This window comes from Myxococcus sp. AS-1-15 (genome assembly GCF_020037055.1).
GTDB classification, from domain to species: Bacteria; Myxococcota; Myxococcia; order Myxococcales; family Myxococcaceae; genus Myxococcus; species Myxococcus fulvus.
In genome coordinates this window covers 52,639-73,759 of record NZ_JAIQDF010000026.1, presented here as the reverse complement: position 1 = coordinate 73,759, position 21,121 = coordinate 52,639, and the positions used below count along the sequence as shown (strand labels likewise).

The following is a 21,121-nucleotide window of genomic DNA, read 5'->3' as shown; positions in this document are numbered from 1 at the left end:
TCAGCCGGCGTGCGCCGGGGCGGGGTCCCTTTCTCCACAAGTGCCAGTGCTTCCTGAGAGCTCAGGAAGGAGACCCGGCTGGCGTGGAAGTTGCCTTGGAGCCTTGCAAGTCACCCTCGACGCGCCATCCATCCCCTCGACAACAGGAGTCTCTCCGTGAAAGGCATCAAGCTCGGCGGTTTCAAGAACCCCTTCAGCACCAAGGGCCCTTCGGGCACTGGGAGCGGCGCGAACAAGCCGAGCGCCCCGCCGCCCGTCGAGACGAAGCCCGCGCCCACCAAGCTGAACTCCGTGCAGGATGGGTTCGACACGCAGGGCAGCAAGCCCTCGTCGAGCAAGGTGAACACCCCGCCCACGAAGCAGCCGGGCAAGGACGTCACCTCGTCGTTCGGCGCCAACCCGCTGGGCCACGCGGGGCAGAACGTCCTGAACTCCTACAACATGTTCCCGGGCGGCGCGCCGCAGGGCGTGGCGCTGCCGACCGCGCAGAAGCCCTTCGTCAACGCCAGCGACTCATTGGTGTCGCTCAACGCCCACAAGTACCAGAACAACACGAACCTGTCGGTCTCGCCCGCGGGCAGCCCGGGCGTCCCGGCGCACTACATGCACTACCTCTCGACGGGCGAGGGCAAGTTCGCGGGCATCCAGGGGGTGCCGCTGCATCCGCGTCCCGGCGAGCCGAACATGGTGGTGACGGGCGCGCTCAACGGCTGCGCCGTGCATGCGCTGCACGACACGAAGAACAACAACCTGTCCTTCCTGCACCACGCGGACTACTCGAAGAACGGCAAGGCGGAGCTGGACGGCTTCCTGTCGCAGCACCCGAACCTCAAGCCCGCGGGGAGCTACACGCCCAGCGACTACTCGCACCCCACCGGCAAGCACAACCTCCCGACGGGCTCCACGCCCTTCATCCACTACGCCCAGGGCCCCGGGGGCCAGCCGGGCCAGTGGATGATTTCGGGGCAGCTCAACACGTACAAGAACGGAGGCACGCCCGGGGGCCGCCCAGAGCTGATGCTCCCCACGGACATCCCGGGTGGAGCGCTCCAGTCCGTCCCGGTGACGCTGCCCTGAGGCTGTGACCTCCCGGCCTCAAACCTCGTCGAAGCGTCCCCCCAGGATGCCGTTCGCCTCCAAGGCATCCTTCACCTCTTCGTCGACGATGAGCGGTACACGCCAACCCCACAATCGAAACACCTTCTCGGCGCCGACCTTCGACTTGTCGATTCGCAACCCGATGACGGAGCCATACTCTCCAATCCGGTCATCATAGTCCTCCGCGGTGCGGAGCTGGACCTCTTCGGAGGCTTCGTCATCGATACAGCGGAGCTGTCTGGCCACGTTGAGCAGGAACCAGGTCTCGCTCGTCCCTTCGACCTCCACGGGGAAGAGCTGAACGTCGTGGGGCGCCAACTCTCGGAAGACTGACGCGACTCGTGCGGAGACAATCGACACGAGGCCCACTCCCGCGAACTCGATATCGAGCGCGGTTCCGGGCGTGCGCACCGGCACGCGCAGTCTCTCGGAGAGTTCGACGGGAACACCGTCCGAGAACCGCCAGACGTCTTCAACTTCCCCGCCGTCCAGATGGGTCGGGTCCCCGAGATACCAGCGCCCCTTGACGTACTCGTCCGAGTTCAAATCGAAGAACCGTCGCTCCACGACTCACTCCTCGGCGCCCTTCACGACGAGCTTCCGCAGCTTGGACCCTTCCCTTACGAGATCCCGCACAATCCGAGCAAGCTCCCTCTCGAGCGCGACCCGACAGGCCGCGACGGAGCCGCATCGGCATGAATCACGACGTCGCCACGTGCTCAACGCCTTCCGGCAGCACGGCGAGCGGCGGTCAGCTACCCGGCTCACGTCATCGCGACGATGCGCAGGTGCTCAACGCCTTCCGGCATCACGGCGAGCGGCGGAGCCGCCCTGGAATCCCAAACGATTCCGCCCTCTTACCACCCCCGTTTTCAAGCACCCCCACCCTGTCCACGAACTCCAACGCCAACGCGACATCCCACATCACCCAACCCATTGAAACCCCTCACCCATTCCCCATTCAAGCACCTATTCACCTGTCAAAGAGCCCCAACCCCGCGTCACCCCACGACTTTTCACCCGCCTCAAGCCCCGCGGCCCTCGCCACGCCGAGGTGCTTGAATGTCCAATCCCACACATCAGTCGCCCGCACGCTCCTTCGCCCCACCTCGCACCATCACCACCTCCACTCAGCGAAGTTCCTCACGCCCCCCCGAAAACCCATGACAGCACCGCGTCCTACAGACAGGACCACGCCAACCCCTTCAAGACAGACACCTCCAACAACAATCACACCCCTCCCCAAGCCGCAGGCCCCTCACCCCGTCTGCACCGTGAGCGCGGGCACATACCGTCCATCCAGCGCGAGTTCATGCACCAGCACGGGCCCGACGGCGTTGAGCCGCTGTCCCAGGAACAGCGCGCACGTCGAGGGCGCGTAGAGCAAGAGGTGCGTCGTCCGCACCCGGTACTGGCTCCGCGCGCGACGGATGAGCTCCCGAGCCTGCACGGCGAACGCCACCGCGTCCCCCGCCGAGCGCACCGCGCCGTCCCCTGTCCCCTCCTCCGGCTCCAGCACCAACACCGCGCGGTGAACCCCCGGGTGCTCGGCCTCGAAGCGCTCCCGCTCCGCCCCCGCGTCCCCCGTGAGCTGGAACACCACGAGCAACGCCTGCCCCTCCGGCGCCCCCTCGCGCTCCACCGCGCGCAGCCTCCGCTCCGAGGCCCCCACGTCCGAACGCCACAGGAACGTCTCGCCCCGCGTGAACTGCTCGGCCCGGAGTCGGAAGCCCGCGGCCTCCGAGAACTGCGAGCCCACCGCCAGCGACACGCTCAGCGGCACCTTCCCCCGGACATCCACCAGCGCCCCCTCCGCCCGCTCCATCAGCCGCCTCCGAGCCGCCCGAAGCTCCGGCCACAGCCGCTCACTCCACACCGCCTCCTCCGGATGACGCCGCGTGTCCCGCTCGAAGCACCCCGTCCAATCCAGCTCCTCGGTCGGCGGCGGCCCCTCCCACCTGCGCCGCGCCCACCCATGCACCCACAGGCTCACCGTGGGCCCCTCCTCCCGCGGCGCGAACAGCTCCCGGGCCCGCAGGAACGCCACAAGCGACTCGCGCGTCACCCGCTTCACCTCCCCCGAGCGCTCCACCCATTCGCGCATCCCATCGAGCACGATGGCCCTCGGGTTCACGCCCTGCCGCAACCCGAGCCCGTCCATGCGCCAGTCGACCTGCTCCTCCAGGTCTCGGATGCTCGCGAACCCCAACCGCAAGCGCAGGTCCCCGAGGAACGACGCCAGCTCCTCCGGCGTCGTCTCGCACCGCTCGGCCCACCGCGAGCCCCCCTCTCCGAACGCACCAGGCCGAGACTCCGAGAAGAACGCCGGCGCCAGCGAGTGGTCCCGGCCCACCAGGTAGCGCCCGAGCCGCTCCTCCGCCCCCCAGTTGCTCACGAGCCACACCTCCACGGGCCCTCGGGCACGCAGCGCACGCCAGCTCGTGAAGAGCTTGTGCAACAGCGGGCGTCCCTTCCCGCGCTGCACCTCCGTGAGTGAGTCCAGCGAGTACACCTCACGGTGGTCCACGTGCCACTTCACCTGCACGAAGCGGCTCGCCACGCCCGAGCCCTCGCGCGCGTGCAGCGTCACGTCGTCCGCGGAGCCCGCCTCGGGATGCTCCAGATAGCCGTGCTCGAAGGGACACTCCGCGTCGAGCAGCCGGAGCAGCTCGTGCCAGGCGTACAGGTACTGATACCGGTCTCCCTCGAGCCGGGATGCGCTCTGCTCTCCCATGGCGGACCGCGCTCCTTCAGCGGGACTGAACCAGCTCGCGATGACGGTTGAAGAACTCCTCGAAGAGCCGCCGCATCTCGTCCTGCGCGTCCTCGCGCGGCTTCTCGCCCCAGCGGCTGAGCGCCTCGAGCACGCGCTTCACCCAGCGACGATCCGGGTCTCGAACCAGCTTGCGCTGGAAGTAGACCCCCGTGATGAGTTCGTCATCCAGGTCCACGTCGAGCAGGTCCACCCGCTGCTGCGAGTACGTCTCGAACGGGTCCGGCGACGTCCTCAGGCCGGCGATCTCCACCGTCGCGCGCTCCAGCTTCGGCGCGGGGCCTCGCGCGGAGGTCAGCTTCAGCGCGCTGAGCCGGCACACCTGGAACATCCAGATGAGGTAGCGGCGCAGCCGTCGTTCGGAGAGCGTCCGGATGGGCGTCTCCGGCTCGAACATGCGCAGGCTCTCCATCGCGTTCCAGATGATGCGCTCCATCGTCCGGGTCTCACCGTCGCCCGCCACCGTCCCCTCCTGCTTCGACTTGCGCCACGCCAGCGCCACCTCGATTGCGATGGCGTCCGCGTCGAAGTCCGCCGCCTCCAGCACGAAGCCCGTGCGCCCGCTCCCGCTGTAGGTGTACGAGGTCAGCCCGCCCTGCTGGACGTGGAAGACCTCGTGGACCATGTACAGCCGGACGCACTCCTTCCAGTCCTCGCTGCCCACTCGGTCCTTCAGCTCCTTGAGGGCCAGCAACATCCCCACGTCGAAGCCCCACTTGCCCTCGAAGTGCCGGTAGATCTCGATGGGCCCGGTCGACGGCGCATCCTCGACGGAGCCGCGCACGAAGTGCGTGCGGTCCTGCACGCTCAGCTCCGACAGGAGGTCCTGCTGCGCGGGCTCGGACAGCCAGGACACCAGCTCCTGGTGGACCTTCCGCACCTCGCCGAGGACCTTCGCCGCCACCGCGAACTGCGCGGTCGTGTACTCCACCGCCAGGGGCGCGGCGCGTCCGGCCTTCATCTCCTGGACGAGCAGGTACTGCCTCCGGTCCGCGTCGTAGTGGTGGAGCCACAGCGGGAGCTGCGTGTTCACGTTCACCGCCGTGCCCAGCGCGGCGGCGAAGCTCCCCGGGCAGTCCATCGCCAGCAGCATCGACGTCGCGCCGCCCAGCCGCTCGTGCAAATCCCCGAGCACACCGCGAAGCTGCTCCGCCGCGCGCGACACCTCCGCGGGGCTCTGGATGGCCGCGGGGCCGGGCCCGCGCACGGGGCGAACCCGGACCTCGGCCAGGAGGTTCGCGCCATGCTTCCTGCGGAACGCCTCCAGCGCCTGGTCGCCGATGGCGCGAGTCACCTCCACGACGAGCGCCACCACGCCCGAGCCGCCCTGCTTCGCCTTCGGCAGCCCCTCCACCTCCAGGAAGTCCTCGGACGCGGCGGCCATCGTCCGGTCGAAGCCGAGCGACCACTCGCCGCTCCCGGACTGCTGGTACACCCGGAGGCGACGTCGGGGCAGGCACGAAGCCAGGTGGAGCATCAGCTCCAGCGGCGCGCAGCCGAAGAAGTGCACCGGCAGGTGGTCCAGCCCCAGCTCCTTCTCCTTGCTGATGAGCGCGCTCGCGAACCGCTCGTTCTCGAGGAAGGCCCCCGCCCACGCCTCCCCCCGCAGCGAGCGCACGCTGAGCTTCTCGTCGTACGGATGGAGCACCGCGCTGGCCACGTCGCGATAACCCTCCAGCCCCTCACGCGTCAGCGTCTGGCGTGCCGCGTCCTCGATGACGGGCCGGTCGTGCTCGTAACGAAGGATGAGCGCCTCGGTCCTGCGATTGATGGACAGCTCCACGTTCGACATGTGCGCACCTCGGTTGACGTCGTCCACCGAGGAAGACGCCAACGCGAAGTGGCCCCCTCGCGAGCCCGCTCATTTTCCCACGAGGGGCTCAAGGGCCGCGCTTGCGGTAGACGGGCCCGAACAGCGTCGAGAGGCGCTGGTGCGCCTGCTCCGGGTTCGACGTGCGCTCCTGCGAAGCGAGGCGCACCTCCCGGATGGCGTTCTGGAACAGGTTGCGAGCGGCCTCCTTCTGTCCCTGCGTCATCCGAGCATCCACCGCGACGCCCAGCTTCGCCGGGTCACGGCAGGTCTGCATGACGCGCTCCGACAGGTGCCGGAACAAGGCTTCGAGTCGCTCCAGCAGCGTCCCCTCGGGCGGCGACGCAAACGCCGAGTAGCACATCGCCTCCAGGTGGAAGGAGCGCAGCGGACTGTTGTCCCGAGCTCGGTTCCACTGCTTCACCAGCTTGATGAGGGGATTGAGTCGACCTCTCGCGGCCTGGTCCGCCTGGGCACAGGCGGCCTGGTGTTCCTTCGGGTTCGTCTGAATCCAGGCGCCCGTGTCCCGCTGGGGAATGAGATAGCCCCCGGGTCCTCGCGTGTAGGCCGGCACGATGTCGACGCTGATTCCCGAGGAGAAGTCGATGCGCAGGGAGTGTCTCTGCAGGGCCGGCGAGTCGCGTCCCGGCCACTCCGCCTCGAAGACCTGCCGCACCTCACCCAGCAACGCGTCAGGCTCCCGTTGCCCCCTCGGTTGGCGGTCGGCGTCGAACACGGCGAACACATCCACGTCGTGCAAGGGACGCAGCGCCGTCCCCCGGCTGTACGAGCCCGACAGGAACACCTCCGACAGTGGCAGCCGCCGAATCAGCACTTCGCGCACGACCTCGTGCTGCCGCGTCACGTTGTCACGCTCGGCGCGAGTCAACTCCTGCTCCTCGACGAGCCTTTGCATCGCCTGCTCCACGGTCCACATGTCGCACCTCTCCCACGCGGGAAATCCCTTCCGGAAGAGAGGACGCCAGACCGGGCTCAGTCCCTCGCGAGCGAGTCCAAGGTCCTCGCCACGTCGACCATCTCGGGCCGCTGCCCCGGCTTCTTCGCGAGCATGGCTCCGAGCAGGACACGAAGGGGCTCGGGAGCCAATCCCTCCAGGAGAGCCAGCGGCGGGGGCTTGAGCGCATGAAGGAAGAACAACCCCGAACGCTCACTCGCACTGAAAGGAGGCGCGCCCACCAGCAGACGGAAGCCCAGCACCCCCAGCGCATAGACATCCACCTTCGCGTCCACGCCCTTGGGACTGGTCCACTGCTCGGGGGCCATGTACTCCCCCGTCCCCAGCAGCGCATCCCTCGCCGTGGACACGTACAGCGAAGGAGCCCGTGCCCCCTCTCCCGGGACGAGGCGCGCCAGGCCCAGGTCGGTGAGACGGACCTCCAGTGCGTCAGGTCCGGAACAAGCCATGAGGACGTTCTCGGGCTTCAGGTCTCGATGGATGACACCCTTCTCGTGCAGGAAGTGGAGCACCTGCGCGAGCTGGCGCAGCACCTGGACACCTTCCTCCAACGACAGTCGACCACCTCGCCGCGCGAGGAGCTCATGCAAGCTCACCGGGAGCCACTCCAGGACGAGAAAGGGGGGCCCGTCTTCCGTGGGCGTGCCCATCTCGAGCGCCTCGACCAGATACGGATGGCGCAGTGACAGGAGCGCCTCTGCTTCGTTCTGGAACCTCGCGACCAGCTCCGCCTGAAGACTCGCGCTCTGGCTCAGGGTCTTCACCGCCACCCAGCCATCTCCATCGAGCGCACGAGCCCGATAGACATCACTCGACCCGCCCACCGCGACGAGGCTGTCGATGACGTAGCGCCCCCACTGCATCCCGTGGAGCGACATCAGCGCTTCCTGGATGGGTCCAAGGCACGCAGTTGGTCCATCCAGTGGAGCATGCCCCGGAGCTCTTCTTCGCAGTCCGGGTAGCCCTTCACGAAGGCTTCGACCTCCACCGTCCCGCCTGCCTCCAGGAGCCGCAGGTACTTGGAGAAGGCCGCATCCACCTCGTTGCGCTCCGCGGCTGCCTCGGTGGAGAGCGGGTCCTCCAGGACTGGTTCATCCGCCATCCAGGCACGCAAGGCGCGCACCCCACGCCCCATGAGGCTCTCGACCGCCTTGGGCGTCCTGCCCATGTGCTCCGCGATGGCCTTCACCGGGTGCTCATCGAGATGGAACATCTTCAGGGCCTGGTGCTGGTCCGGCTGATGACCTTCCAACCACTGGAAGCCGGAGATGAGGCGTCGCCACTCTTCCTGGAGTGCCGTCACCTGGCTCGGGCTGCGCTCCTGCGCCTTCACGCCGAGGAGTTCTTCTCCATCCAGCGACACCGTCGCCGTCGCGTCGCGCCGCTTCCGGGTGCCATGTCGATAGGTCCCGATGGCCTCGTTCCTCACGATCTGACGGAGCCAGGCCCACCACTCTCCCTCCGTGGTCCCCTGGAAATGGTCGAGCTGTTGAAACGCCTTCAGCAGGGAGTCCTGGGTGACGTCCGAAGGCCGCGCGCCGACCTTCTCGACCTGGGCACGCTGTTTCTCGGCCCACTGGGACACCTGCCGCAGACAACGGCTCCACAATTCGTCCCGCGCGGCCTTCTCCCCTTCTCGAACCCGCTGCAACAGCGCCTCGAAAGACCACTCCGACAAAGAAGGCTCGGCCATGCGCATCCCCCACGTCACGGTTTGAAACTCTCGCACGCCAGGGCCTTGAAGCGCACGTCCTCCGGGTCGCGCGCGACGAACTCATGGACCAGCGCACACCCCTCCCTGCGCAGTGCCTCCGCCTGGTCAGAATCCCCTCGCCGAAGCGCCAACGCCTCGGCCCCACGCAGCGCTTCCAGGAGCGCCAGGGCGAATCGCTTGCTCGTGGGCTCCCCCCTGACCAGCTCGCGCCCGGAAGTCACCGCGGCCGTGTAGCCCACCGCTGCGTCCGTCCAGCGGCCCTCGTCAGAGGCCAATCTCGCGCTCCAGAGTCGGACCCACTCCAGCATCCACTTGCGGTGATGGTCCCCGGCATGCGTGCTCGCCTCCTGTGCCATGAGCCTCATGGCCTCATCCAATCGAGGGTGCGCGTCCGCCAGACGCCCCGCCCGTCGCATCACCTCCGCCTGATACGCCAGGCCCTGCGCGTACAGCGCCGCGCCGTAGTCAGGGTCCCGCGTGGAGAACAGCGGGACGGCGCGCTCGATCCAGCGCAGGGCCCCCTCCACATGCCCCTCGGCGAGCTCCAGGTCCGCCAGCTCGCTGAGGCCCACCGCGGAGTCCCGGTCTCCGGAGACCGAGCGCGGCTCAGCGGCACGCTGAGCTTCGAAATACTCGACGGATTGCAGGAAGAGGGCTCGCGCTTCGGACAATCGCCCCGCCGCCAGGTCGACCTTGCCCTGCTTCGATTGATTGAAGGCCCACTGCATGCGGTAACCCTCGTCTCCAAAACCGAGCGCCTCACCTTGGGTCAGGAGGTTCCTTGCGTGGAGGAGGTGCGCACCTGCGACCTGCAGCGTGTCATTCAGGAAGCTCAGGTCGGCCATCCGGTGGGCAAGCTTGATGCGTTGCCAGAGGACCTCTCGCCGCTGCTGCTCCTCCTCGGAGAACCCCTCCAGCGAGTCCGACAAGCCACGTAGCAACGCCCGTCGGACCTCGAGCGTGTTCGCAATCCAGCTCAGCTCCCAGTCCGCGTCGGAGACGATGCCTTCCGCGGAGTTCATGATGCGGTGGAGGTTCTGGTCGGCGCGCTCGCGCTGCTCCCACGCCTGCACCGTCACTCCAAGCATCACGACCACGGCCAATGAAGCCGCGGCCACCAATGCGCGGCCGGTCCACACCCGACGCCGCTCCAACCAGCTCGCGGCCTGGAGAAATGCGTTCGCGCGAGGACTCAGCCGATGGACACCCCGTCCAGAGGTGCCGACACCGCCCCGGTAGTGCGTCAGCATCGTTCCCCGAGGGAGCCACTCATTCGGCCGCGCGGCCTCTTCCCAGTTCCGTGCGGCGACCTCGACGTCCGCGCGCACCTCCAGGTCTCGCCGCTCCTCCTCCAGCCACGCGACGAGCGAGCGGACCCGCTGCAACAGCGTCTCATGCACCAGGTCCACACGTTGGGACTCGACCTCGGCCCCTCCGGACAGGAGCACCAGTCGAGGTCCGGGCTCACCGCCCGCCACCCCGGACAGCCCGCTCAGGCGAAGCAACGCTTCTTCGGCGAGTGCATCACCTCCCGCCTCCGCCAACACCTCGCTCCTGGGACGAGGCCGCCGCGTGTCCTGCACGCCACGTCCCACCTGGACCAGGGACAGCAGGATCCACTTCGCACGCTCCCGGCCCTGCTCGCCCAGGCTCGCCAGCAGTTGCTCCGCCTGCTGGGACAGCGCGCCGCCCACGCCTCCCATCCGGTCATAGTGCTCGTGCGTCAGGGGCGCGCCACCGCTCAAGGTCCACAGTGAGCGCAGCGCATGCCCGAGCAACGGCAGCCCGCCGCCCTCTCCCTTCGCGTCGCGCACCATCCGCTCCGCCAGGCCTTCACTGAGCTGCATCCCCGCCTGGCGCGCCATCCCCTCGACGACCTCCTTCAGCGCCGCTTCACCCATCGGCAAGAGCGGGAAGCGCATCGCTTCTTGAAGCTGGTGGGGAAGCCTCGGCAACTGCTCCAGCCGGTGCAGGAAGTCGCTGCGCAAGCACGTCAGCAGCCGCAGCCGCCCCTCCCCGGACAAGGCAGTGACAAGCAGCCCATCCAGCACCGACTGCTCGGCGCTCCCCGAGGTGAAGAGCTCCTCCAGCGGCTCCACGACCAGCAGCATCAAGCTGTCTTCAGGAACGTTCGTCTGGACGAAGGTCCGCAGGCCCTCGGGCCCGCTTCGCAGCCCTCGCTCCACCGCATCCGCATCCCGCGTGGGGAAGGCCGTCACGAGCGCCTTCGCGAGGCTCCGCACCGGCTCATACGACGGCCTCGCCACGACGACCACCCAGCGCGGCAGCCCTGGCGGCGGTGGCTCACGGAGCCTCGGCAGCACGCCCGCGTGCAGCAGCGAGGACTTGCCCACACCACTCGGCCCTTCCAGCGAGACCCAGCGCCGCCCTCCCGAGCGTGCTTCGTCCAGAGACTCGAGCACCCTGCGCGTCTCCGCCCCGCGCCCGAAGAACAGCTCCGCCTGCGACTCATTGAAGGACGCCAGCCCCGGCACGGGACAGACGTCCTGCTCCTGCGCCCAGGGCCGGAGCAGCATGTCGCGACACCGCGCCATCGTCGGGCGCTCCTCGGGCGACTTCGCGAGCATCGACGCCACGAAGGTCGCGAGCGCCCCAGGAATCGTCGGCGCCAACTGCCCCAGGAAGGGCGGCGGCGTGTTCACGTGCGCGGAGATGACCTCGACCATCTCCTCCGACTCGAAGGGCCGCTGCCCCGCGAGCAGCTCGAACAGCATCACCCCCAGGGAGTAGACGTCCGCGGAGACCTTCGCCGAGGAGGCACTCCGGAGCTGCTCCGGTGCCGTGTAGTGATAGGTCCCGATGAGCACGTTCTCATGCGTATGGACCTGGGTCGCGGCGACTGCGTCATCACGGTACGGCGGCAGCTTGGCGATGCCGAAGTCCAGCAGCTTGACCCGATATCCCAGGGCCGAGCTCGCGTCAGTGCAGAGGAACACGTTCTCCGGCTTCAGGTCCCGGTGGACGATGCCCTTCGCGTGGATCTCCGCCATCACTCGCGCGACCTGCGCGCACAGGGCCAAGGCCGTCTCGCGCGGCACGCGTCCCGAGTGCCCGCCCATCCACTTCCGCAGGTCCTGGCCGTCGAGCAACTCCATGACCAGGAACACCTGGTCCGCCTGCTTCTCACAATGAAAGGCTCGCACCACATCCGGGAGGTCGAGCTTCACCAGCGCGCGCCCCTCCTGGAGGAAGCGCGCGACGACCTGCGGCTCCCTCGACGCGTCCCGGGACAGCAGCTTCAGCGCCACCAGTTGTCCGGTGTTCTCGTTGACGGCCTCGAACACCTCACCCATGCCTCCGGAGCCACACTGCCGCAGCAACCGGAACGGACCAACCTGGGACGACGGAGCACGGAGCATGGGATGCGAAAGGATTTACTCCGCCAGGCCTCACCCGAGGAATCCCCCGCGCGGGGGCGGGTCTCTCCCACCCCGTGCGCCCTACTCCTTCACCGCCCCCGCCGTGAGCCCGGACACAATCCTCCGCTGGAACAACACGGTCAGCACCACCAGGGGCAGCGTCGCCACCACGGAGGCCGCGGCAATCTCTCCCCACGGCTCACGGTACTCGCTGGCGAACAGGCTGATGGCCACGGGCACCGTGCGCTTCTCCGGCGTCGTCAGGAACGTCAGCGCGAACAGGAACTCGTTCCACGCGAAGATGAACACCAATATCGCCGTCGTCGCGAGCCCCGGCGCCGCCAGGGGTAACAACACCCGCCGGAACGCCTGGAACGGCGTGCACCCGTCCACCCTCGCCGCCCGATACAGCTCATCCGGCAGCTGCTTGAAGAACGACGTCAGCACCCACAAGGTCAACGGCATCGCGAACGTCGCATAGGGCAACGCCAGCCCCACCAGGCTGTCTCGCAACCCCACCGCGCGCAGGATGAGATACAGCGGGCTCACCGTCGCAATCGGCGGGAACATGCTCACCGCCAGGGCCGCGCTCAACAGCAGCCCCTTGCCTCGAAACTCCAGCTTCGCCAGCGCGAACGCCGCCGCCGAGCCCACCACCAGGCAGAACCCGGTCGTCAGCGCCGCCACCACCAGCGAGTTCACCACCACCCGCAGGAACGGCCGCCCCCACAGCACGCTCGCGTAGCTCTCCCACGTCAGATGCGACGGCCACGGCCGGGTCAGCTCTCCGTCCGGCCACAGGCTCGTCAGCATCTGCCAGAAGAACGGCCCCAAGAAGAACGTCAGGAACGCCACCACCGCCAGCGCCGTCCCCAAGCCCACGCGCTGTCTCATCGCGCCCGCTCCTCACGCCCCAACAGCCGCAGCCACACCGCCGCCAGCACCACCACGCACAGGAACGTCGCCACCGACAACGTGCTCCCGTACCCGAAGTCCCCCGAGCGCATCAGCGTCTTGTACGCGTAGATGCTCAACGTCTCCGTCGTGTTCGCCGGCCCGCCCTCCGTCAGCACGTAGATGGCGTCGAACACCCGGAACGCATCCAACGAGCGGAACAGCACCGCCAGCAACAGCGCCGGCTTGAGCAACGGCAGCGTTATCGACCGGAAGATTCGCCACGGTGTCGCCCCGTCCACCCGCGCCGCCTTGTACAGGTCCTCCGGAATCCCTTGCAGCCCGGCCAACACCAACAGCGCCACGAAGGGCGTCGTCTTCCACACGTCCACCAGTATCGCCGCGTGCAGCGCGTACCCCGGCGCCCCCAGCCAGTTGATGTCCCGTCCGAGCAGCAAGCGATTGATGAGCCCGTAGTCCGGATTGAACATCCACGCCCACAGCCTCGCGCTCACCACGGTGGGAATCGCCCACGGCACCAGCACCGAGGCTCTCAGCAAGCCCCGCCCCGGGAAGGACCTCTGGAGCAGCAGCGCCAGCGGCACCGCGAGCAGCAACTCCACCGTCACCGCCACCGCGGTGAAGTACGCCGTGTTCCCCAGCGCCGCCCAGAACCGCGCGTCACTCAGCAGGTATGCGTAGTTCCCCAGCCCCACGAACCTCCGCTCGCCGAAGACGAGGATGAAGCGGTGCAGGCTCAGCCACACCGCCGCGAGAATCGGGTACAGCGCCACGCCCGCCAGCACCACCACCGCCGGCGCCACCAACCAGTACGCCTGCCGGCGCTCCCGCTCCAGCGAGCCACGCACCGGCTCGCTCATCGCGCCTCCCGCTCGTGCTCACGCAGCAGCCGCATCCGTCCACCCGAGGCACGGCCGCACCGAGCCCACCCCACCGCGAGCCCGCTCATCGCCCCTCCCCCATCAGGTGGTCCACCTGCTTCTGCGCCCGCCCCAAGGCCTCCTCGGGCGTGCGAATCCCCGCCACCGCCGCGGAGAACTCGCTCTGCAACACATCCGAAATCAGGTTGTAGTACGGCGTCACCGGCCGGGGCCGCGCGCGCTCCACCATCTCCCGCAGGCTCGCGATGAACGGTGAGCCCTGTTTCAACCTCGCATCGTCATACACCGCCGCCCTCGGCGGGTTGCGCGCGTAGTGCACCGCCAGCACCAGGTTCGCCTCCGGCGATGTCAGGTGCGCGATGAGCTTCTCCGCGAGCTTCTTCCGCTCCGGTGACACCTTCGCGTTCACCGCGAGCTGATACCCGCCCAGCGTTCCAAACCCAGGCTCCCCGCTCACCGTGGGCAGGGGCGCCATGCCCACCTTCCCCCGAATCGGCGAGCCCTCCTTCTGCGCCTCGCTCCACGCATACGGCCAGTTGCGCATGAACACCGCGCGCCCCTCCTGGAACACGCGCCGCGCCTCCTCCTCGCCGAACCCCATCACCGTCTCCGGAGACACCCCGCGCGTCAGCAGCCCGCGCAGATACCCGAGCGCCTCGCGCCCCGCCTCCGTGTCCAACAACACGCGCCCGTCCTCCCCCAACGCCTGCCCACCGTGCCCCCACAGCGCCTCGTACACGTTGCAGCTCAGGCCCTCGTACTGCCGCCCCTGCCACACGAAGCCCTGCACCCCCGGCGCCTTCGCCTTCGCCTCCAACGCGAACCGCTCCAGCTCCGCGTACGTGCGCGGCGCCCGAGGCACCAAATCCGTCCGGTAGTACAGCACCCCCACGTCCAGGTACCACGGCACCGCGTACGTCCGGCCCTCCACCACCACCGCCTCCACCGGCCCCGGCAGGAACTCCTCGCGCAGCCGCTCGGGCGGGAACGCCTCGGACAGGTCCGCTATCCACCCCGCCCGCGCGAACTCCGGCACCCACACCACGTCCGCCACCAGCACGTCGAAGTCCGCCGCCCCTCCCTCCAACGACGTGAGGAAGAACTGGTGCGCCAGGTCCGACGAGTTCGGCAACGCCTCCGTCACCAACGTCACCCCGGGGTGCGCCTCCTCGAAGCCCGCCAAGAGCTCCCGGAACGGCTCCGGAGGCCCCCACAGCGGCTGGTACTTCAGCACCAGCCGCGCCCCCCGCTCGCGCTCACCCTCCCCGCGCCGACACCCCAGCGTCACGAGGACGAGCCCCAGCACGAGCGAGAAGAAGAACGGGCGAGCCATGGGAACCCGGCATGAGCCCCTCCCGCCCCCCCCACCGTCAACACACCCGCACCGCCCCCGTTCTCACCCGAACACCCCGGCACCACGTAATTCGTGTGCATGTGGAGAAAAACGTCTCCCTGGAACTTCGGGCACACAACTCGGGACGTCTGTTTGCCTTCTGCCCGGGAGCGGGCGTTATTCTTCGGACAGACAGGACCTCTGGGTGGGGGAGCACATGGCGGAGAAGCCTCGGGAGTGGAAGTTCGGCGCGCACCGCGTTCGCATCGAATCAGCCGACATGGCGGTGGCGACCTTCGAAGGCCCCATCACCCTGGACGACGTGAAGCGCACCTCCGAGGTCTACGCGGAGCTGTTCACGATTCTGGGCCCCTACTACATCGTCGCGGAAATCGGCCGCTCCCAAATCGAGGCCGCCGGCCGGCGCTACCTCTCCGAGAACAACAAGAGCGAGTGGTTCAAGGGCTGCGTCTACGTGGGCGCCGACATCGTCCAGAAGACCTTCGGCAAGGCCATCTCGCTCGCCATGCTCTACACGGGCAAGACGAGCTTCGACACCACCTTCGTCGACACCCTCGCGGACGCGCGCACCTGGGTCGACCAGCACCGCGCCCGACAGCAGCGCAAGGCGGGCTGAGACGCGAGGCCCGGCTGTGTGCCGGGCGACACCCCCGCTGTCCCATTCCAGACCCAGGGTCGTCCTCAAGTCGCGGTTTGAAGGCGAAGACTGGATTCTCGCTCCCGTGGGCCACGGGTTGTATGCTTGTGTGGCCAGCTCAGAGGGAGTGCCCATGCAGCAACAGGAATGGAAGTTCGGTGCGCACCAGATTCGCCACGAGCAGCAGGACGTGCTGGTGGCGGTGTTCAGCGGCATGCTGAACCTGGAGGACATGAAGCGGGCCGTTGAAATCTACAGCCAGGTCGCCAAGGCCGGCCCCTACTTCATGATTGCGGACATCGGCAACTCGCAGCTCCAGGCGGAGGCGCGCCGCTACCTGTCCGACAACAGCAAGCCGGAGTGGTTCAAGGGCTGCGTCTACGTGGGCGCGGACATGGTCCAGCAGACCTTCGGCAAGGTCATCTCCCTGGGCATGTTCCTGACCGGCAAGACCGAGTTCAAGACGGAGTTCGTCAAGACGATGGCCGAGGCCCACGCCTGGGTGGAGCAGCAGCGCCGCGCCAACGTCCGCAAGAGCGGCTGAAGCTCGCCGCACCCGCCGTCCGTCTGGCTTTCGTGGCGGCCCCCTCCCCGGGGCCCCCGAGGCCACCCCTGGTGACACCGCGGTCGAGCCCGCTCGCGCTCCCCGGCCGTCCCTCCCCCGCCTCCCTCTTCCTCAGAATCCGAGCCGGCTTGCGGCCGACGGGACCCGCCAACCGTCTGAAATCCGGCACATTTCAGGAATAGCGCATCTTCCTGCCGTGGGCAGAGGCCAGCCAGACTATAAAAATCCTCCCCCACTGGCTTAATAGTCGGGAATCGTTGTATAGGCGGTCACTCCAGAGCCTCCAACTCGCCCGGTAATTCCCTCGCCCTGGCTCCGGACCGGCTGTGCCCCACGCCTCAATCAACCCATGTCCGAGCGGTGAGCTGGGGGGCCCGCGCTCGAACTGCGAGTGACACCATGCCCGTGACGGTTCAGAAGCAGGAAGAGACCGGAGTCCCGGCCCACGCCCCGACAGGGCGCTGCCCCCACCTGGGCGCCCAGTACAACCCCTTCGCGGGGCCGCACGTGGACAACCCCCACCCGTTCTTCGAGCGGCTGCGCAAGGAGGAGCCCGTCAGCTTCAACCCCATGCTCGGCATGTGGTTGGTCAGCCGCCACGACGACATCCTCCAGGTCCTCAAGGAGACGACGCGCTTCTCCAACCGGGACATGCTGGTGAGCGGCACCCAGCTCACGGAGGAGGCCAAGAACATCCTGTCGCAGGGCTTCCCCATCGCCCACGTGCTCTTGGGCATGGACCCGCCGGACCACACGCGACTCAGGCGCCTGATGAACCGGGGCTTCACCGCGCAGCGCATCGCCGGGATGGAGCCCTTCATCGAGAAGATGGCGCGCGAGCTGATTGGCCGCTTCGCCAAGGACGGGCACGCGGACCTGGTGGAGCAGCTGGCCTATCCGCTGCCGGCCCACGTCATCCTCGGCGTCATGGGCGTGCCCCAGCAGGACGTGTGGAAGATAAAGAAGTGGAGCGCGGACTGGCAGTCGCTCACCTTCGAGCACGTGCCCGCGGAGAAGCAGGCGGAGATGGCGCGGGGGGTGCTGGAGTTCCAGCGCTACTGCGTCAACCTCATCGAGGAGCGGCGCAAGGCGCCCCGTGAGGACCTGACCAGCTACCTGGTGGAGGTGGAGGCGGACGGCGAGGCGCTGAGCGTGCACGAGCTGGTGATGGCCATCGGCGCGTCCTTCCTGTCCGCCGGCCACGAGTCCACCACGGCGCTGATGGCCAACACCTGGAAGCTGGCGCTCGAGCACGGCCTGTGGGGACGTCTCCGGGAGGACCCGGAGCTCATCCCCAAGTTCATCGAGGAGGGCAGCCGCTTCGACTCCGTCCAGCACGCCATGATTCGCACCGCCCTGGAGGACGTGGAGGTGGGCGGCATCCAACTGCCCAAGGGCTCCCGGCTGCTGCTGCTGTACGCGGCCGGCAGCCGCGACGAGTCGCTCTGCCCGCACGCGAACAAGCTGGACGTGGACCGCGAGAAGCCGCCCCAGCACCTCACCTACGGCCGCGGCATCCACTTCTGCCTGGGCGCGCCGCTGGCCCGCCTCCAGACCCAAATCACCACCCGCATCCTCGTGGAGGCCGTCGCCCACCCGCGCCTGGTGCCCAACCAGGACTACGGCACGTGGCAGAGCATCGTCCTGCGCCAGATGCGGCACCTCAAGGTGGAGTGGGACGCCACGCCTTGAGCCCGCTCACGCCTCGCGCGTGACAGCTCCCATGTCGTTGCCCGGGGCCCTGTGGACCTTCATCGGTCTCCAGGGCCCCGCGCATGTCTGGCGTCTGACTTCAGTGACCGAATCCCTCCCACCGGAGTCCAATCACACCCGCCCGGGGCTTCGAAAGGCAGTCATTGTTGACCCCCAAGGGGTTTTCGCGGACTGCTTGTGGCTGTTTGAAAAGGGCGTGCGTACGTTACAGAGAGAAATTTCTTGCCATACTGGCCGTTCTTGCGAGAAAGAGTCCTGGAATACCCCGCTTGCTCGTGAAACGAAGGAGCCCCCTCATGTACGCCGAAGTCGTTGACGAGGCGGATGTCCAAATCGCGCGGCGCGTCGATCGCCAGGCGCTGTCCAAGCTGACCCGGGAGATGTCGCGGGTGAGCAATGCTCGGGCGGTGTGGGCGCTCGCCTCCCAGTGGCTCGTCATCGCGGCGGCGTTCGCCGGGGTGGTGTGGGTGGACCGGTGGTGGGCGTGGCCCATCGCGGCGCTCATCATCGCCACGCGGCAGCACGCGATGCTGGCGCTGATGCACGAGGCGGCGCACTACCACTTCCTGTCCAACCGGAAGGTGGGCGACGTGGTGGCGGACTTCCTGTGCGCCTTCCCGCTGAACATGACGACGGCGGGCTACCGGCACCAGCACATGGAGCACCACCGGTACGTCAACACGCAGCAGGACCCGTACTGGGCCTCCATGCAGGGCGACGCGTCCTGGCACTTCCCGCGCACGCCGCTGCGCGCCGCGGCGGTGTTCGTGGGCGACGCGCTGGGCCTGTACGCACCCAACCACCTGAAGGTCGTGCTGCCCTGGACGTACTGGGGGCGGCTGTTGGGTGGCGCCAAGCCCCGCATCAGCGCCGCCGAGCACGCTCGCTACTGGACGTACGTGGCGCTGCTGGTGACCACGCTGGTGACGACGGGCGCGTGGCTGCACTGGCTGCTCCTGTGGGTGCTGCCCACGACGACGGTGATGATGGCGTTCTTCCGGATGCGCGCCCTGGGCGAGCACCCGCTGGACATCGAGCCCAAGGGCGACGAGACGCGCGAGACGCGCGACGTGAAGGGCACGCTGCTGGAGAACTTCTTCGTGGCGCCGCTCAACTGCAACTACCACCTGACGCACCACGCGTTCCCGTCCGTGCCCTTCTACAACCTGCCGGTGATGCACGACGCGCTGGACCAGGCGGGGCTGCTCGAGGACGGGGTGAACCGCTTCGACACGTACCTGGGCAAGCACAACAGCCTGGTGCAGTACCTGACGCGCACGCCGGGCTCCGGGTTGGAGGAGTCGCTGCCCACCGCGCCGCCGCCGCAGACCTCGGGCGTCCGGCTGCCGCTGCACTCGTAGCGCCCGGGCGCGCGCTCGCGGCCTCCCTTCAGGGGAAGCGGCGCAGCGACGTCCAGGGGAAGGGCTTCCAGAAGGGCGTGGCCACCGCGTCGGTCTCCAGCGGGAACCAGGGCCCGGTGTCCCCTCCCCCTGACAGGATGTGGAAGTCCTGGGCGGGCATGAACCCCTGGCCCAGCAGCGCCACGCGGCGGCCCCCCGCGTCGGCCGCCACGTCCAGCACCAGCACCGCGTGTCCCGGGCTGCCGCCCAGCACGAAGAAGTCCCCGGGACGCACGTCGTCCTTCGTGGGCCGGCCCTTGGCGCCCTCCAGCGACAGCGTGCCCGCGTACATGAAGACCAGGTCCAGGTAGGCGCGGAACGCGCCGCGCGAGCTGTCCGCCGCCGCGCTCTTCACCCACGTCACCTTGGAGCCGGAGATCCTCGCCCGCTCACCGGAGGCGTACTTCGTCCACGAGGCCAGGTGGCCGCTGGTGAAGCGGTAGGCGATGCGCTCCTTCTGGTTCGCGGACCACAGCCACTCGGCGTGCAGCCGGATGACGGAGTCCGCGCACTGCTGGAGGTTGGCCGTGCCGATGTCCAGCTCCGCCACCGCGGCCAGCCGCGCGTCGTCCGCGGGCAACACCTGTCCCCCCTTGAAGTGCAGCACGGGTGTCCCCGGCGCGCGCAGGGGCAGGCCGCGCAGCCACGCGGCGAACGTGCCCGCCTCCACGCCCACTCGCGTGTAGCCCTCCGGTGGGGGCACGGCGAGGTCCAGCGGACGGATGCGCGCGTCCTCCGACAGCCACGTGTAGCGGGCGAGCTCCTCGCGCGTGGGGGCCCGGGGCTCGGCGTCGGACACAGGGGCCTGGGCGACGGTCCTCGTGAGCACTTCGCCTCGCACGTCCAGGGACGGGGCGGCGCCGGCGAGGCCCGGGCCCAGGAGCGCGGCGACCAGGAGCCAGGAGCGGCGAGGGAGGACGGACGGGTGTTCGGGGGCAATCACGAGCGTGGGACTCCAGGAGGCTTCGGGGCTCTTGCTGGGAGGATTGTCGCCGGCCGGAAGTTCCCTCGCAGCCCTCGAATGCGGGGCGGTGAGGTCGCCTGCCCTCTGTCCGGGTGACGACCAGTGGAACGACGACAGCCCGTCCTCCACGGCAGGTGCGTGACCACGGGCGAGCACTACCTTTGCGAGAAGATGCGCCGCCAGGCGAGCCTCGTGCTGCTCAACATCCTGTCGCTGTCCCGGCTGCCCATGGCGGTGGCCTTCATCCTCGTGCCCGACGCGATGGTGCGGGCGACGCTCGTCGTGCTGGCGGCGCTGTCGGACTTCCTGGACGGATGGATTGCGCGCAACAAGGGGCTGGCCACACGGCTGGGCGCGCTCATCGACCCGGTGGCCGACCGCGCCTTCATGGTGACGGCCATCCTCGTGTGCTACCTGGACGGGCTGGTGTCCCTGCCGGAGGTGCTGCTCCTGCTCGTGCGCGACATCGGCACCGCGGTGGGCTTCGTCGTCGCGCGAGGGGTGCCCGCCCTGCGGCGCGTGGAGCTCAAGGCGCGGATGCTCGGCAAGGTGGTCACCTCGCTGCAGCTGCTCGCGCTGCTGTGCGTGCTGCTGTTCCCCCCGGCGGTGCGCCCGCTGGTGGCGCTCATCGCCCTGCTGTCGCTGGCGTCGGTGGTGGACTACACGCGCGCGGTGCTGCGAGCCCGGATGAAGCCTCGTGAGGCCGCGCGGCCTCCCGTGGGCGACGGGCATGGGACGCGGGGGACGCCCATGCCCACGGCTCGCAAGTAATCAGCCCGGGGGCGGCGGGGCGGAGTCCTCCGACTCCGCGAGCCCCAGGATTTGGGCGCGCTCGGAAGCCACCGCGGCGCGCTCACCCTCGCTCATCTCCGACCAGACGTCGTCCAGGTCGTCCAGCAAGGCATCTTCCTCGGGCGAGCCACCTTCCGGATGTCGCGCTC

Annotated in this window: 18 protein-coding genes; 6 read left to right on the top strand and 12 right to left on the bottom strand. The window is 68.6% G+C overall.

The window, feature by feature from the left end; all coding sequences use genetic code 11:
* Positions 1–156 precede the first annotated feature (156 nt).
* Positions 157–1,077, top strand: a complete 921-nt coding sequence (locus K8625_RS41525) for a hypothetical protein (protein ID WP_223750841.1) — start codon at positions 157–159, stop codon at positions 1,075–1,077.
* An 18-nt stretch (positions 1,078–1,095) separates the two neighbouring features.
* On the opposite strand, the gene K8625_RS41520 is transcribed toward K8625_RS41525, so the two are convergent.
* The 10 genes from K8625_RS41520 to K8625_RS41475 all read right to left on the bottom strand — a co-directional run bounded on the left by K8625_RS41520 (position 1,096) and on the right by K8625_RS41475 (position 14,880).
* Positions 1,096–1,665, bottom strand: a complete 570-nt coding sequence (locus K8625_RS41520; RefSeq protein ID WP_223750840.1) for an imm11 family protein — start codon at positions 1,663–1,665, stop codon at positions 1,096–1,098.
* A 691-nt stretch (positions 1,666–2,356) separates the two neighbouring features.
* The gene (locus K8625_RS41515; protein ID WP_223785819.1) at positions 2,357–3,832 is read right to left on the bottom strand and encodes an SAVED domain-containing protein; all 1,476 of its coding nucleotides are present in this window, start codon (positions 3,830–3,832) and stop codon (positions 2,357–2,359) included.
* 16 nt (positions 3,833–3,848) lie between these two features.
* Entirely contained in the window at positions 3,849–5,663 is a 1,815-nt protein-coding gene (locus K8625_RS41510) for an SAVED domain-containing protein (RefSeq protein WP_223785818.1), read from the bottom strand.
* Positions 5,664–5,751: 88 nt separating this feature from the next.
* A complete protein-coding gene (locus K8625_RS41505; protein ID WP_223785817.1) occupies positions 5,752–6,618 on the bottom strand; it encodes a CBASS oligonucleotide cyclase in 867 nt (288 codons plus the stop codon).
* A 56-nt stretch (positions 6,619–6,674) separates the two neighbouring features.
* The gene (locus K8625_RS41500) at positions 6,675–7,535 is read right to left on the bottom strand and encodes a serine/threonine-protein kinase (protein ID WP_223785816.1); all 861 of its coding nucleotides are present in this window, start codon (positions 7,533–7,535) and stop codon (positions 6,675–6,677) included.
* Complete coding sequence (locus K8625_RS41495; protein WP_223785815.1) at positions 7,535–8,350, bottom strand: sigma-70 family RNA polymerase sigma factor; 816 nt, start codon at positions 8,348–8,350, stop codon at positions 7,535–7,537. Before K8625_RS41495 ends, K8625_RS41500 begins: the two co-directional genes overlap by 1 nt.
* 14 nt (positions 8,351–8,364) lie before the next feature.
* Positions 8,365–11,751: a serine/threonine-protein kinase gene (locus K8625_RS41490; RefSeq protein ID WP_223785814.1), complete on the bottom strand. Its 3,387-nt coding sequence runs from the start codon at positions 11,749–11,751 to the stop codon at positions 8,365–8,367.
* An 81-nt stretch (positions 11,752–11,832) separates the two neighbouring features.
* Positions 11,833–12,645, bottom strand: coding sequence for a carbohydrate ABC transporter permease (locus K8625_RS41485; RefSeq protein ID WP_223785813.1), 813 nt, complete (start codon positions 12,643–12,645; stop codon positions 11,833–11,835).
* On the bottom strand, positions 12,642–13,526 hold the full coding sequence (locus tag K8625_RS41480; RefSeq protein ID WP_223785812.1) for a carbohydrate ABC transporter permease: 885 nt from the start codon (positions 13,524–13,526) through the stop codon (positions 12,642–12,644). Before K8625_RS41480 ends, K8625_RS41485 begins: the two co-directional genes overlap by 4 nt.
* Positions 13,527–13,611: 85 nt before the next feature.
* Positions 13,612–14,880: an ABC transporter substrate-binding protein gene (locus K8625_RS41475; protein ID WP_223785811.1), complete on the bottom strand. Its 1,269-nt coding sequence runs from the start codon at positions 14,878–14,880 to the stop codon at positions 13,612–13,614.
* A 217-nt stretch (positions 14,881–15,097) separates the two neighbouring features.
* On the opposite strand from K8625_RS41475, the gene K8625_RS41470 reads away from it, so the two are divergent.
* The 4 genes from K8625_RS41470 (at position 15,098) to K8625_RS41455 (ending at position 19,177) form a co-directional block, all read left to right on the top strand.
* Positions 15,098–15,517 (top strand): STAS/SEC14 domain-containing protein, encoded by a 420-nt coding sequence (locus tag K8625_RS41470; protein WP_141332792.1) that lies wholly within the window; start codon positions 15,098–15,100, stop codon positions 15,515–15,517.
* A 154-nt stretch (positions 15,518–15,671) separates the two neighbouring features.
* A complete protein-coding gene (locus K8625_RS41465; RefSeq protein WP_223750830.1) occupies positions 15,672–16,082 on the top strand; it encodes an STAS/SEC14 domain-containing protein in 411 nt (136 codons plus the stop codon).
* Positions 16,083–16,502: 420 nt separating this feature from the next.
* Entirely contained in the window at positions 16,503–17,795 is a 1,293-nt protein-coding gene (locus K8625_RS41460; RefSeq protein WP_223785810.1) for a cytochrome P450, read from the top strand.
* 317 nt (positions 17,796–18,112) lie between these two features.
* Complete coding sequence (locus K8625_RS41455) at positions 18,113–19,177, top strand: fatty acid desaturase family protein (protein ID WP_223750828.1); 1,065 nt, start codon at positions 18,113–18,115, stop codon at positions 19,175–19,177.
* 28 nt (positions 19,178–19,205) lie between these two features.
* On the opposite strand, the gene K8625_RS41450 is transcribed toward K8625_RS41455, so the two are convergent.
* A complete protein-coding gene (locus tag K8625_RS41450; RefSeq protein ID WP_223750914.1) occupies positions 19,206–20,057 on the bottom strand; it encodes a DUF4846 domain-containing protein in 852 nt (283 codons plus the stop codon).
* Positions 20,058–20,351: 294 nt separating this feature from the next.
* Between K8625_RS41450 and K8625_RS41445 the strand changes: the two genes are divergently transcribed.
* Complete coding sequence (locus K8625_RS41445) at positions 20,352–20,951, top strand: CDP-alcohol phosphatidyltransferase family protein (RefSeq protein WP_223750913.1); 600 nt, start codon at positions 20,352–20,354, stop codon at positions 20,949–20,951.
* Here the strand turns inward: K8625_RS41445 and K8625_RS44035 are convergent, their stop codons facing one another.
* Entirely contained in the window at positions 20,952–21,080 is a 129-nt protein-coding gene (locus tag K8625_RS44035; protein WP_255653685.1) for a hypothetical protein, read from the bottom strand.
* Between the last annotated feature and the right edge of the window lie 41 nt (positions 21,081–21,121).

Coding starts and splice junctions, on each gene's coding strand:
- K8625_RS41515 (WP_223785819.1), bottom strand. CDS start 3,832: ATGGGAGAGCAGAGCGCATCCCGGCTCGAGGGAGACCGGTATCAGTAC.
- K8625_RS41510 (WP_223785818.1), bottom strand. CDS start 5,663: ATGTCGAACGTGGAGCTGTCCATCAATCGCAGGACCGAGGCGCTCATC.
- K8625_RS41505 (WP_223785817.1), bottom strand. CDS start 6,618: ATGTGGACCGTGGAGCAGGCGATGCAAAGGCTCGTCGAGGAGCAGGAG.
- K8625_RS41500 (WP_223785816.1), bottom strand. CDS start 7,535: ATGTCGCTCCACGGGATGCAGTGGGGGCGCTACGTCATCGACAGCCTC.
- K8625_RS41495 (WP_223785815.1), bottom strand. CDS start 8,350: ATGGCCGAGCCTTCTTTGTCGGAGTGGTCTTTCGAGGCGCTGTTGCAG.
- K8625_RS41490 (WP_223785814.1), bottom strand. CDS start 11,751: ATGCTCCGTGCTCCGTCGTCCCAGGTTGGTCCGTTCCGGTTGCTGCGG.
- K8625_RS41485 (WP_223785813.1), bottom strand. CDS start 12,645: ATGAGACAGCGCGTGGGCTTGGGGACGGCGCTGGCGGTGGTGGCGTTC.
- K8625_RS41480 (WP_223785812.1), bottom strand. CDS start 13,526: ATGAGCGAGCCGGTGCGTGGCTCGCTGGAGCGGGAGCGCCGGCAGGCG.
- K8625_RS41475 (WP_223785811.1), bottom strand. CDS start 14,880: ATGGCTCGCCCGTTCTTCTTCTCGCTCGTGCTGGGGCTCGTCCTCGTG.
- K8625_RS41470 (WP_141332792.1), top strand. CDS start 15,098: ATGGCGGAGAAGCCTCGGGAGTGGAAGTTCGGCGCGCACCGCGTTCGC.
- K8625_RS41465 (WP_223750830.1), top strand. CDS start 15,672: ATGCAGCAACAGGAATGGAAGTTCGGTGCGCACCAGATTCGCCACGAG.
- K8625_RS41460 (WP_223785810.1), top strand. CDS start 16,503: ATGCCCGTGACGGTTCAGAAGCAGGAAGAGACCGGAGTCCCGGCCCAC.
- K8625_RS41455 (WP_223750828.1), top strand. CDS start 18,113: ATGTACGCCGAAGTCGTTGACGAGGCGGATGTCCAAATCGCGCGGCGC.
- K8625_RS41445 (WP_223750913.1), top strand. CDS start 20,352: ATGCGCCGCCAGGCGAGCCTCGTGCTGCTCAACATCCTGTCGCTGTCC.